Origin of the sequence: Parvibaculum sp. (assembly GCF_049651025.1) — a bacterium.
Taxonomy (GTDB): Bacteria; Pseudomonadota; Alphaproteobacteria; order Parvibaculales; family Parvibaculaceae; genus Parvibaculum.
Map to the genome: position 1 here is coordinate 1 of NZ_JBASBH010000118.1, position 12866 is coordinate 12866.

At 61.1% G+C, this 12866-nt stretch carries 12 protein-coding genes; 9 read left to right on the forward strand and 3 right to left on the reverse strand.

Features of this window, described 5'->3' with window-relative positions:
* The 6 genes from infB to WA943_RS15535 form a co-directional block, all read left to right on the forward strand.
* Window positions 1–2340 (forward strand): translation initiation factor IF-2 (infB, locus tag WA943_RS15510; RefSeq protein WP_424470800.1); only part of this gene is annotated, 2340 nt, incomplete at its 5' end.
* A gap of 53 nt (window positions 2341–2393) precedes the next feature.
* Window positions 2394–2858, forward strand: coding sequence for a 30S ribosome-binding factor RbfA (gene rbfA, locus WA943_RS15515; RefSeq protein ID WP_424470801.1), 465 nt, complete (start codon window positions 2394–2396; stop codon window positions 2856–2858).
* Window positions 2858–3784, forward strand: a complete 927-nt coding sequence (gene truB, locus WA943_RS15520) for a tRNA pseudouridine(55) synthase TruB (RefSeq protein WP_424470802.1) — start codon at window positions 2858–2860, stop codon at window positions 3782–3784. The genes rbfA and truB overlap by 1 nt, the downstream gene beginning before the upstream one ends.
* A gap of 9 nt (window positions 3785–3793) precedes the next feature.
* Window positions 3794–4063: a 30S ribosomal protein S15 gene (rpsO, locus tag WA943_RS15525; protein ID WP_424470803.1), complete on the forward strand. Its 270-nt coding sequence runs from the start codon at window positions 3794–3796 to the stop codon at window positions 4061–4063.
* Window positions 4064–4381: 318 nt separating this feature from the next.
* Complete coding sequence (gene pnp, locus WA943_RS15530; RefSeq protein ID WP_424470804.1) at window positions 4382–6571, forward strand: polyribonucleotide nucleotidyltransferase; 2190 nt, start codon at window positions 4382–4384, stop codon at window positions 6569–6571.
* Between the two features lie 182 nt (window positions 6572–6753).
* The gene (locus tag WA943_RS15535) at window positions 6754–7230 is read left to right on the forward strand and encodes an RcnB family protein (RefSeq protein WP_424470805.1); all 477 of its coding nucleotides are present in this window, start codon (window positions 6754–6756) and stop codon (window positions 7228–7230) included.
* Between the two features lie 89 nt (window positions 7231–7319).
* Here WA943_RS15535 and fabI read toward each other — a convergent pair whose 3' ends face one another.
* From fabI to fabA, 3 genes are all read right to left on the reverse strand, one after another.
* Window positions 7320–8117, reverse strand: a complete 798-nt coding sequence (gene fabI, locus WA943_RS15540) for an enoyl-ACP reductase FabI (protein ID WP_424470806.1) — start codon at window positions 8115–8117, stop codon at window positions 7320–7322.
* Window positions 8118–8190: 73 nt separating this feature from the next.
* Window positions 8191–9417 carry a beta-ketoacyl-ACP synthase I gene (gene fabB, locus WA943_RS15545; protein ID WP_424470807.1) on the reverse strand — a complete coding sequence of 409 codons (1227 nt, stop codon included), beginning with the start codon at window positions 9415–9417 and terminating at the stop codon, window positions 8191–8193.
* Window positions 9418–9459: 42 nt separating this feature from the next.
* Window positions 9460–9978 (reverse strand): 3-hydroxyacyl-[acyl-carrier-protein] dehydratase FabA, encoded by a 519-nt coding sequence (gene fabA, locus WA943_RS15550; protein ID WP_424470808.1) that lies wholly within the window; start codon window positions 9976–9978, stop codon window positions 9460–9462.
* Window positions 9979–10246: 268 nt separating this feature from the next.
* Here fabA and irrA point away from each other — a divergent pair, with 268 nt between their 5' ends.
* The 3 genes from irrA to WA943_RS15565 all read left to right on the forward strand — a co-directional run bounded on the left by irrA (window position 10247) and on the right by WA943_RS15565 (window position 12860).
* Window positions 10247–10678 carry an iron response transcriptional regulator IrrA gene (gene irrA / locus WA943_RS15555; protein WP_424470809.1) on the forward strand — a complete coding sequence of 144 codons (432 nt, stop codon included), beginning with the start codon at window positions 10247–10249 and terminating at the stop codon, window positions 10676–10678.
* Between the two features lie 211 nt (window positions 10679–10889).
* Complete coding sequence (locus tag WA943_RS15560) at window positions 10890–11312, forward strand: rubrerythrin family protein (RefSeq protein WP_424470810.1); 423 nt, start codon at window positions 10890–10892, stop codon at window positions 11310–11312.
* A 201-nt stretch (window positions 11313–11513) separates the two neighbouring features.
* Entirely contained in the window at window positions 11514–12860 is a 1347-nt protein-coding gene (locus tag WA943_RS15565) for a heterodisulfide reductase-related iron-sulfur binding cluster (protein ID WP_424470811.1), read from the forward strand.
* Window positions 12861–12866: the final 6 nt, after the last annotated feature.

Sequence of the window (12866 nt, forward strand, 5' to 3'; positions counted from 1 at the left end):
CCCGCGGCCCGTGGCGGCAAGCCTGCACCGCGTGCGGGCGACCGCGTTCGTTCGGGTGTCGTGCTTCGCACGCTGACCGAAGAAGAAAAGAATGCCCGCGCCGCCGCGCTCGACTCTGCCCGGTCGCGCGAAGGTGAAGAGCGCAAGCGCGCCGAGGAAGAAGCCAAGCGCTTCGCTGAAATCGACGCACGCCGCAAACGCGAGCGCGAGGAAGCTGCCGCACGCGAAACAGAAGAAGCTGCGCGTCGCGAGGCCGAAGAACTGGCGCGTCGCCGCGCCGCTGACGATGCCAAGCGTCGTCTCGACGAAGAACCTCGTGCGGCTCCGCGCGGTGCTGCCTTGTTGCAGGAAGAAGTTGCCGACGACGAAGGCAAGCCCAAGCGCGCTCATGGCGCGCCGGGCGTACCCGCCAAGACGCCGCCCGCTCGCCGCAATGAGCCCAAGCGCCGTACCGGCAAGCTCACCATCACCAAGGCATTCGACGACGAAAGCGAACGTCAGCGTTCGCTCGCCTCGATGCGTCGCCGCGTCGAACGCGAGAAGAAGCGTCTCGCCGGCATTCACGAAGCGCCGCAAAAGGTTGTTCGCGAAGTTGTCATTCCTGAAGTCATCACGATTCAGGAACTTGCCAACCGCATGGCCGAACGCGCCGTCGACGTCATGAAGATCCTGATGAAGCAGGGCATCATGCTGAAGATCACCGATGTGATCGACAGCGACACGGCCCAGCTCGTCGCCGAAGAACTCGGCCATACCGTGAAACGCGTTGCCGAATCGGACGTCGAAGAAGGTCTCGTGGGCGAAGCCGATACGGACGAGGCGAAAATTTCGCGCGCGCCGGTCGTCACCGTCATGGGCCACGTCGACCACGGCAAGACCTCGCTTCTCGATGCGCTGCGCAAGACGGCCGTTGCGGCTGGCGAAGCTGGCGGCATCACCCAGCATATCGGCGCCTATCAGGTCGATATGGGTTCGGGCGCGAAGATCACCTTCCTCGATACGCCTGGCCACGCCGCCTTTACAGCGATGCGCGCGCGCGGCGCTCGCGTCACCGACATCGTCATCCTTGTGGTGGCCGCCGATGACGGCGTCATGCCGCAGACGATTGAAGCGATCAATCACGCCAAGGCTGCAGGCGTGCCGATGATCATCGCCATCAACAAGATGGACAAGCCCGAAGCCGATCCGACGCGCGTGAAGAACGAGCTTCTTCAGCACGAAGTCGTGGTTGAAGATTTCGGCGGCGACGTGCTCGCCGTGCCGATCTCGGCCAAGACCGGCATGGGCCTCGACAAGCTCGAAGAAGCCATTCTTCTTCAGGCCGAAGTGCTCGACCTCAAGGCAAATCCCGCTCGTGCGGCTGAAGGCATCATTGTCGAAGCCAAGCTCGATCGCGGTCGTGGCCCTGTGGGCACGGTCCTTGTCGAACGCGGTACGCTGCGCGTCGGCGACATCATCGTCGCGGGCGCCGAATGGGGCCGCGTGCGTGCGCTCATCAACGATCGCGGCGAGAACGTTCAGTCGGCAGGCCCTTCGGAGCCGGTCGAAGTGCTCGGTCTTGGCGGCGCGCCGGAAGCCGGCGACACGCTGTCCGTCGTCGAGAACGAAGCGCGTGCGCGTGAAGTTACCGTCTATCGTCAGCGTATCCAGCGCGACAAGCGCGTCGGCAATGGCGGGCGCACATCGCTCGACCAGATGATGTCGCAGCTGAAAGAGCAGAACCGCAAAGAGCTTCCGATCATCGTCAAGGCGGACGTTCAGGGTTCGGCTGAAGCGATTGTGCAGGCGCTCGAAAAGCTCGGTACGGATGAAGTCTCGGCGCGCGTTCTTCACGCGGGCGTCGGCGGCATCACCGAAAGCGACATCACGCTTGCAACCGCGTCCGGTGCGCCGGTCATCGGCTTCAACGTCCGCGCCAACAATCAGGCGCGCGATGCGGCCCGCAATGCCGGTGTCGAAATTCGCTACTACTCGGTCATCTACGACCTCGTCGACGACATCAAGGCGGCAATGTCCGGCATGCTTTCGCCGGAACTGCGCGAGACCTTCCTCGGCAATGCTCAGATCCTCGAAATCTTCAATATTTCGAAGGTTGGCAAGATCGCCGGTTGCCGCATCACCGAAGGCGTCGTGCGCCGTGGTTCGAGCGTGCGCCTGATCCGCGACGACGTCGTGGTGCACGAAGGCAAGCTCTCGACCTTGAAGCGTTTCAAGGACGAAGTGCGCGAAGTGCAGTCCGGTCAGGAATGTGGCATGGCCTTCGAGAACTATCAGGACATGCGTCCTGGCGACGTGATCGAATGCTTCGATATCGAGGTGGTGAAGCGCAGCCTCGCTTGAGGTTGACGCTTTGCGACCCCGCGTGATGCCGCGGGCCAGCGGAAGAAACACGCATGCGCAAGAAAACCAATGACAAGGGTGCCCGTCAAAAGGCATCCCAACGCGGCCCGAGCCAAAGACAGTTGCGGGCGGGCGAACTCGTGCGCCGCGCGCTGGCCGATATTATCGCTCGCGGCACGATTCAGGATCCCGATCTGCTGGAGCGTGCGGTCACGATTTCCGAAGTACGCATGAGCCCGGACATGCGGCATGCGACCTGCTATGTCGCGCCGCTCGGCGGCAGCCTTACTGGTGGCGATACCGAAAAAATCGTCGCGGGCCTGACCCGCGTGAAGGGATATCTGCGCGGCCAGCTCGCGCATGAGGTCACGTTCAAATACATGCCCGATCTCGCCTTCGCCGCCGACACATCCTTCGACCGTGCCGAAGCCGTCGATCGCCTTCTCCATTCGCCCAAGGTCGCTCGCGATCTGGAGCGTATGGATGACGATGCACCTGACGGCGAAACCGAAGACTGATGGGCCGCCGCAAGAAGGGTGATGCCGTTTCGGGCTGGGTCATCGTCGACAAGCCCGTGGGGCCGACATCGACCGATGTGGTGACGCGTATCCGCCGCCTCTACAACGCCCAGAAGGCTGGCCACGCCGGTACGCTCGATCCGCTCGCAAGCGGCATCCTGCCCGTGGCGCTGGGCGAGGCGACGAAAACCGTTCCCTATATTCTCGATGCGACCAAGGCCTATCGCTTCACGATCCGCTTCGGCGTATCGACTGCGAGCGACGATGCCGAAGGTTCCGTGACCGGCACCAGCGACAAGCGCCCGACAGCGGCCGAGATCGAGGCCGCACTTCCCGCCTTCACGGGCGAGATTTCACAAGTTCCGCCTGCATTTTCGGCGATCAAGATCGATGGCGAGCGCGCCTACGACCTCGCCAGGGCTGGCGAAGCGGTGGAACTGAAGGCCCGGCCGGTGACGATCTATTCCGCCCGCCTTCTGGGCATGCCCGATGCCGACCATGCCGAGCTGGAAATCTCTTGCAGCAAAGGGACTTACGTCCGCTCGCTGGCCCGCGACCTGGCTTTGGCGCTGGGTTGCTTCGGGCATGTTTCGGCCTTGCGCCGGATTGGACATGGCCCCTTTACGGAGGCCTCCGCAATTCCGCTGGATAAACTGCTGGGCATCGGTCATATTCCGCCCGCTTCCGAAACTCTCAGGACGCATCTGCTGCCGCTCGAGACCGCGCTGGACGACATCCCGGCGCTGGCCCTGAGCAGTGAAGATGCCTCCCGTTTAAGGCGGGGTCAGGGAGTTTTATTGCGCGGGCGCGATGCCCCCATTTTTTCGGGGCCGGTTCTGGCGACCCACCGGGGAGATCCGGTGGCCTTGACTGAATACAGCCAAGGAGAATTGAAGCCCGTGCGTGTTTTTAATCTCGGTTCATAGGAGAACTCGATGTCGGTTACGCCGGAGCGTAAAGCTCAGATCATCAAGGAATTTGCGGCCAAAGAAGGCGACACAGGTTCGCCCGAAGTGCAGGTCGCGATTCTGACGGAACGCATCACCAACCTCACGGAACATTTCAAGGGCCACGCGAAGGACAACCATTCGCGCCGCGGCCTTCTGAAGATGGTGAGCTTGCGCCGTTCGCTTCTCGACTACGTCAAGAAGAACGATCAGAAGCGTTATGAAGACCTGATCGCCCGCTTGGGCATCCGTAGGTAAAACCGGGGTGCATGCTTTCACCCACGGCTCGCATAGTCTGCGCAAACGGGACGGCGTGACAAAAGTCGCGCCGCCCGTAAGCGTATTCGGGCCTGAAGAGACATTCGTCCGTCAACGGAACAGTATTAGCGAGTGGACCGTGCAATCCGGCGTCTCACGGCGTTCGGTCCCTGATTTATTCGTGGCGTAGAGATGCGTCCTCGCGAATTCTGTCCATTTTGTCCGGCCGCGACGTCAGCGGCAGAAAGGGCGCCGTCCGCCTGATGGTGGAGCGAACGCAAACAGAAAAAGTGCGTCGGCGCAGAAAAGGAAATCCACATGTTTGAAATTACACGCGAAGAAATTGAATGGGCCGGCCGTACGCTTGTTCTTGAAACAGGCAAGGTTGCCCGTCAGGCCGACGGCGCCGTCATCGCGACTTATGGCGAGACGACCGTCATCGCCACCGTTGTCGGCGAACGCAAGCCGAAGCCCGGCCTCGACTTTTTCCCGTTGACCGTGAACTACCAGGAAAAGACCTACGCAGCCGGCAAGATTCCCGGCGGCTTCTTCAAGCGCGAAGGACGCCCGAGCGAAAAGGAAACCCTGGTTTCGCGCCTGATCGACCGTCCGATCCGTCCACTCTTTGCCAAGGGCTTCAAGAACGAGACGCAGGTCATCGTCACCGTTCTCTCCCATGACATGGAGAACGATCCCGACATCGTCGCGATGGTCGCCGTCTCCGCCGCCCTCACGATCTCCGGCCTGCCCTTCATGGGCCCGATCGGCGGCGCGCGCGTCGGCTACATCAACGGCGAATACAAGCTGAACCCGCTGATCGACGAAATGGCCGAGAGCGATCTCGACCTCGTCGTCGCCGGCACGAGCGATGCGGTGCTCATGGTTGAATCGGAAGCGAAAGAGCTTTCCGAAGACGTCATGCTCGATGCCGTCATGTTCGGCCATCGCGGCTTCCAGCCGGTGATCGATGCGATCATCCGCATGGCCGAAAAATGCGCCAAGGAACCCCGTCCGTTCACTGCACCGGACGAGAGCGAACTTGAAGGCAAGGTCCGCAAGCTCGTCGAAGACGATCTGCGCGCCGCTTACGGCCTGAAGGACAAGGGCGACCGCCACGAGGCGATCTCCAAGGCGAAGGACAAGGCGAAAGCCGCTCTCTGCAATCCTGAAGACCCGAACGCCGTGCCGGAAACTTCGGTCGGTGGCGTGTTCAAGGCAATCGAAAGCGACATCGTCCGCAACTCGATCCTCGACACGAAGCGCCGCATCGACGGTCGCGACCTCGAAACGGTCCGCGCGATCGTTTCGGAAGTCGGCATCCTGCCGCGCACGCACGGCTCGGCGCTCTTCACGCGCGGCGAGACGCAGGCGCTTGTGGTTGCAACGCTGGGCACCGGCGAAGACGAACAGTTCGTCGACGCGCTCCAGGGCACCTACAAGGAAAACTTCCTGCTGCATTACAACTTCCCGCCCTTCTCGGTCGGTGAAACGGGCCGCGTCGGCTTTACGGGTCGCCGCGAAGTCGGCCACGGCAAGCTTGCCTGGCGTGCGCTGCGCGCCGTGCTTCCGGCCAAGACCGAGTTCCCCTACACGCTGCGTCTCGTCTCCGAAATCACGGAGTCGAACGGTTCGTCCTCGATGGCGACCGTCTGCGGCGGTTCGCTTGCGATGATGGATGCCGGTGTGCCGCTGAAGCGCGCCGTCGCCGGTATCGCGATGGGCCTCATCCTTGAAGGCGAGCGCTTCGCAGTGCTCTCCGACATTCTTGGCGACGAGGATCACCTCGGCGACATGGACTTCAAGGTTGCGGGCACCGAAGTCGGCGTGACGTCCCTCCAGATGGACATCAAGATCACCGGCATCACCGAAGGCATCATGAAGCAGGCTCTTGCTCAGGCGCAGGGCGGCCGTATTCATATCCTGAAAGAGATGGCGAAAGCTCTCGACACGGCGCGCCCCGAAATGGGCGAACATGCGCCGCGCATCGAAGTGATCACCGTTCCGACCGACAAGATCCGTGAAGTGATCGGCACCGGCGGCAAGGTTGTTCGCGAAATCGTCGAGAAGACGGGCGCGAAGATCGACATCTCCGATGACGGCACGATCAAGGTCGCGTCTTCGGACGGCGCATCGATCAAGAAGGCGATCGACTGGATCCGCGGCATCGTTGCCGAGCCTGAAGTCGGCGCGATCTATGAAGGCACGGTCGTGAAGGCCGTCGACTTCGGCGCATTCGTCAACTTCTTCGGTCCCCGCGACGGCCTCGTGCACATCTCGCAGATGGCCCCGACGCGCGTTGAAAAGGTCTCCGATGTCGTCAAGGAAGGCGACAAGGTGAAGGTGAAACTTCTCGGCTTCGACGATCGCGGCAAGGTTCGTCTGTCGATGAAGCACGTGAACCAGGAAACGGGCGAAGAGATCGTTTACGAAAACGAACCTGCCGAGCAGCCCCGCGAGAAGCGCGAAGGCGGCGGTGGCGATCGTGCGCGTCGCCCGCGTCGCGACTAAGCTTTAATAGCTGCAATGAATGAGCAAGGGCGCCGGAACGATCCGGCGCCCTTTGCGTTTGATATAGGGCTGATGAAGTTGCGCTGTCATTTCCGTTCACAGTGGGTTCAGCCTGGATGACCTATCTATCAGGGGTCGGAACAAAGCGACCCCGTACCGGGGCGATAGAAGGAGACCGCGAAATGAAACATCTGTTTGCTGCAGCAGTGGCCTTGTCCATGCTCGCTGCGCCCGCCGTGATGGCGGCACCCTATGAGCAGCGGCCCGCCAATCAGCCCCGCGCGAATCAGGGACAGAATAATCAGAATCAGGGCCGGGACTATCACAAGCCGGCCCACCAGAATTCTGGTCCGCAGAACTATGGCCAGTCGAAGCCGTCGCATAAGCCGCAATACTCATATAACGGCCGGAAATACGATGCAGTGCGCGGCCCGGCATGGAATGCGCCCAGGGGCTACGACGCGCGCCGCGACTGGAGACATGGTCAGAAGCTGCCTGCCGCCTATCGCAGCCGTGGCTACTACGTCGATTACCGCGCCTATCACCTGAAGCAGCCGCCGCGTGGCTACTCGTGGGTTCGCGCCAACGACCGGAATGTCTACCTGGTCAATGACCGCAGCGGGTTGATCACGCAGATCGTGCTGAACCTCTTCTACTGAGAGGCGATCCGTACAAATACAAAGGGCGCTGGAGTGATCCAGCGCCCTTATTGTTTTGGTCATTGCGAGTGCGGCGTTCGTGGAAACGCTCAGCCTTCCAGATCGCTCGCCTTCAGCTCCTCGACGCGCGGCATGCCGATGATATTGAAACCACTATCGACGTGATGGATTTCGCCGGTGACGCGGGCGGAGAGATCGGACAGCAGGTAGAGCCCTGCGCCGCCGACATGCTCAAGCTCGATTGTTTCCTTCAGCGCCGAATGCGTCTTGTTCCACTTGTGAACGAAGCGCGCATCGCCGATGGCCGAGCCTGCGAGTGTCCGCATTGGTCCTGCCGAAATCGCATTGACGCGAATACCGTCGCGGCCGAGATCGGCGGCGAGATAGCGCACGCTTGCCTCGAGCGCAGCCTTGGCGACGCCCATGACATTGTAGTTGGGCATCACGCGCTGCGCGCCTTCATAGGTGAGCGTCACGAGCGAGCCGCCATTGGGCATCATCTCGGCGGCGCGGCGCGCGACATCGGTGAAGGAGAAGCAGGAAATATCCATGGAGCGCAGGAAGTTTTCCCGCGTCGTGTCGGCGTAGCGCCCCTTCAGCTCGTTCTTGTCGGAATAGGCGATGGCATGAACGATGAAATCGATGGAGCCCCACTCGCTCTGGAGCGTGCGGAACACCGTGTCGAGGCTTTGGCTGTCGGTCACATCGCAAGGTACGAGGATCTTGGAATTGACGGAGTCGGCGAGCGGCTTCACCCGCTTGCCGAATGCGTCGCCTTGATAGGTGAAGGCAAGGTCTGCGCCATGCGCCGAAAGCGCCTTGGCGATGCCCCAGGCAATCGAGTGATCATTGGCGACGCCCATGATCAGCCCGCGCCGCCCCTTCATCAGAGGGCCGCTTAAAATCAGTTCCCGGCTTCCCGGTTTTTGTTCAGACCCGTGCATGGTTCTGTGTCCACCCTCAGCCGTTATAGCGCTGCAGCGCCAGCGTCGCGTTGGTACCGCCGAAACCGAAACTGTTTGAAATCGCCAGATTGATATTCGCCCCGTCGATGCGTTGACGCACGATATTGGCGTCCGCCACGGCGGGATCGAGTTCATCGATATTGGCGCTCGCGGCGATGAAGCCGTTCTGCATCATCAGCAGCGTGTAGATCGCCTCATGGACACCTGCCGCGCCTTGCGCATGGCCTGTCAGCGATTTGGTCGCGCTGATCGGCGGCATGTTCGCGCCGAAGACTTCACGGATCGCGTTGATCTCGGGAATGTCGCCGACCGGCGTCGAGGTCGCATGCGGATTGATGTAATCGACCGGCCCCTGCACGCGCTCAAGCGCCATCTTCATGCAGCGAACGGCGCCCTCGCCCGACGGCGCCACCATGTCCGCGCCGTCTGCCGTCGCGCCATAGCCGACGATTTCGGCATAGATTTTCGCGCCGCGCGCTTTCGCATGTTCCAGTTCTTCGAGAACCAGAATGCCGCCGCCGCCCGAAATCACGAAACCGTCGCGATCCTTGTCGTAAGCGCGGCTCGCCTTTTCAGGCTGATCGTTGCGCTTTGCCGACATGGCGCCCATGGCGTCGAAGAGAACCGACAGCGTCCAGTCGAGTTCTTCGCCGCCGCCGGCAAACATGATGTCCTGCTTGCCCCACTGGATCATCTCCGCCGCATTGCCGATGCAATTGGCAGATGTCGAGCAGGCTGAGCTGATCGAATAATTGACGCCCTTGGTCTTGTACCAGGTCGAAAGATTCGCCGAGCAGGTCGACGACATGGCTTTCGGCACGGCAAAGGGGCCAACCTTCTTCGGCCCCTTGATCGGCTCCGTGCGAGCGGTGTCTGCCGCCGCAACGATGGCCTTCGTCGAAGGTCCGCCCGAGCCGACGATGAGGCCCGTGCGCACATTGCTCACATCGCTCTCTTCAAGACCCGCATCGGCGATCGCCTGCTGCATGGCGACGGCGGCATAGGCCGCGCCATCGCCCATGAAGCGACGCGCACGCCGGTCCACGGCGGCGTCGAGATCGATCTTGAGGCTCCCGTGGATCTGGCTACGAAAGCCCATTTCCGCATAGACATCGGATTTGACGATGCCGGATTTGCCCTCACGCAGACTCGCGAGCACTTCCTGCGTGTTGTTTCCGATTGAGGAAACGATCCCCATGCCGGTGACGACGACTCGCCTCATGGCAGCCTCTTTGTTCGTTTGGATCAAAAACGCCGTGCCTGATCAGGCCGACTGTTCTTCCGTTTGCAGGCCGACTTTCATGTCGGTGATTGTATAGGCAATCTCGCCATCCGCCAGAATGGTGCAGTCGGCGACGCCAAGGACAAGGCGGCGATTGATCACGCGCTTCAGGTGGATGTTGTATTCGATTTTCTTCACCGCAGGCGTGACCATGGCGGAGAACTTCACCTCGCCGACGCCGAGCGCGCGGCCCTTGCCCTTGCCGCCGATCCAGCCCAGGAAAAAGCCCAGAAGCTGCCATGCGCCATCAAGGCCAAGGCAGCCCGGCATGATCGGGTCGCCTTCAAAGTGGCACGGGAAGAACCAGAGGTCCGGATGAATGTCGAACTCGGCCTTGATCAGGCCTTTGTCGTGGTCGCCGCCCTTGTCCGAAATATGCGTGATCCGGCTGATCATCAGCATCGGAGGCAGGGGCAACTGGGCATTGCCGGGGCCGAACATGCGGCCGTGACTGCATTCCAGCAATTCCTCAAGCGAGTAATTCGATTTCTGCTCCGCCATTCCCGTCCGCTCACACGCCCTTGCGCGGGTCCTGAAATGGAAACGCGGCAGGCTTATCTTATACGAGAGCCCGGTCTGATGCCCGGGCCCGGTGATGCTTCTTCTGCGGTTCCTAACATATAGGACCTCGCGCGGAAACCAGCTTATCGGCACCGAATCGGACGCCCCTTCTTGACAAAGCCATTACAGGTGCACCATCTTCAAGTTTGTAATGATTAAAAACTAGCGTTGCATGCCCCGATGGGCGGCCCCGCTGAAAGGGACTGTCGTGATACAGGATCGGCCCTATGCCCAGACATTGACGCGCCTGCGTGAAGCGGGCCTGCGTCCGACGCGCCAGCGCCTCGCGCTGGGACGCCTCTTGTTTGATGGCGGCGACCGCCACGTGACCGCTGAAGCCCTGCATGAAGAGGCCCAGAAGGCCGGCGTCAGCGTCTCGCTGGCAACGGTCTACAATACGCTGCACCAGTTCACCGAGGCGCGTCTGCTGCGCGAGGTCGTGGTCGACAGCGCGCGGACCTATTTCGACACGAACACCAACGATCACCATCACTTCTTCATGGAGAATACCGGCTCCCTGATGGATATCGATGGCGAGAAGATCTTCATTACCGGGCTCCCCGAGGCGCCCGAAGGCACTGATATCGCCCGCGTCGATGTCATTGTGCGGCTCCAGGGCGCACCGCTGAGCCAGGGCTGAGTCCGGCTCGGCGCCTCGCCGCAACTGCTATTCATTCTTAATTAGAATAATTCTAATGTGTTGACCAACTATGGTCGGCGTCACTATGATTTGTGTTAACCGCTCTCTCAGGGCGGGGCTGGAAATCCGTCCGGCCGTCACTTCAACAACAGCGCCATGCGCAGCCCCTCCGGGGCTTGGGCTGGCCTATACAGGGTGAGGAGCACAAAACATGTCATCGCTCGCAAAATCGAAAACCATCGACAATCTGAAGGCGGCCTTTGCCGGTGAAAGCCAGGCCAATCGTCGTTATCTCTATTTCGCTCAGAAGGCCGACGTCGAAGGCTACAACGACGTTGCCGCCGTTTTCCGCTCGACCGCCGAAGGCGAGACCGGCCATGCGCATGGCCATCTCGAATTCATGGAAGAAGTTGGCGACCCGGCGACGGGCGAGCCCATCGGTGCGACCGACCTGAACCTCAAGGCCGCGATCGCCGGTGAGACGCACGAATACACCGACATGTATCCGGGCATGGCGCGCACCGCACGCGAAGAAGGCTTCGACGAGATCGCCGAATGGTTCGAAACGCTCGCCAAGGCTGAAAAGAGCCACGCGGGCCGTTTCCAGAAGGCGCTCGACAGCCTCAACGGCTGAAGTCGGCACCTGCAAAATGAGGACTGGCTTCGGGGTTTAGCCTCGAAGCCAGTTCAGCTATCGGAAAAATTCCGTATTCGGATTAATATTTCGATGTATCCCGGGCTTGTCCCGGGATCGAGTGTGTCATTCTCCGAGCAAGCGGCCCTGAACCCGGGACGAGCCGGGATGACAAACAGACAGGCTGAGACGGGGAGCGTCATGAAAGAAGGCAGCACCGAAGCGCCGACACGTCATCCGATTGAGTGGCGCGATCCTGATTTCTACGACACTGAAAAGCTCGACGCCGAATTGCGTCGCGTCTTCGATATTTGTCACGGCTGCCGGCGCTGCTTCAATCTCTGCGACAGCTTCCCGCGCCTCTTCGATCTCATCGACGCCGCGCCGACCGAAGAACTCGACAGCGTCGATTCGAAGGATTTTGGTCCCGTCGTTGAGGCCTGCACGCTTTGCGACATGTGCTTCATGACGAAGTGCCCCTATGTGCCGCCGCATGAATTCAATCTCGACTTCCCGCATCTGATGCTGCGCTACCGAGCGGCGGAGGCAAAGACCGACGGCTTCCCCTTCGTCCAGAGCGAACTCGGCAAGACGGATCGTAACGGAAAGCTCGCTGCACCCGTTGCAGGCCTTGCCAATTGGGGCTCTGCCCGCACGAACAAGCTGACGCGGCCCATCCTCGAAAAAGTTGCAGGCATCGACGCCCGCGTGGACCTGCCGAAGTTTTACGGCAAGACCTTCACCATGCGCGCCAGGGCGCAGGACAAGACCGGCGAGGCCGCGCCGAAAGACGCGCCCGCCAAGGGGCGCAAGGCCGCGATCTTTGCGACCTGCTTCATCAACTACAACAATCCCCATGTCGGCGAAGCGGCGAGGCTGGTGCTGGCGCATAATGGCGTCGAAACCACCGTCGCCTATCCCGGCTGCTGCGGTATGCCGTTTCTTGAGCAGGGCAATCTCGCAAAGGTTGCCGAGCAGGCCGAAAAAATCTCGCGGGAAATGTGCGAGCTGATCGATAAGGGTTACGACATCGTCACGCTGACGGCTTCATGCGGATTGATGTTCAAATTCGAATGGCCGCTGGTACTGCCCGAAAACGAGCATGTGAAGAAACTCGCGCAGGCGACCTATGACATCGACGAATATGTCGTCGACATCGCAAAGAAAGAGGGCCTCGCGCCGGGGCTTTCCACCGTTGATGGCGGCGTTACCGCGCATCTGGCCTGCCATGCGCGCGCTCAGAACATGGGCCCGAAATCGGCCGAGATGATGAAGCTCATTCCCGGCATCAAGGTCGATGTGGTGGAGCGTTGCTCCGGCCACGGAGGAACATTCGGCGTGATGAAGGAAACCTTCGACGTTGCCGTGAAGGTGGGCAAGCCTGCCGCGCGCAGCGTTGCGAAAACGGGCAATAAATTCGTGACGTCCGACTGCCCGCTGGCGGCAAAGCATCTCGTGCAGGAAATCGAAATTCTCGGCGAGACGCAAAAGCCGCAAATGCAGCACCCCATCGAGATCATGGCTCGCGCCTGGGGCCTGATAGACTGACGTTCG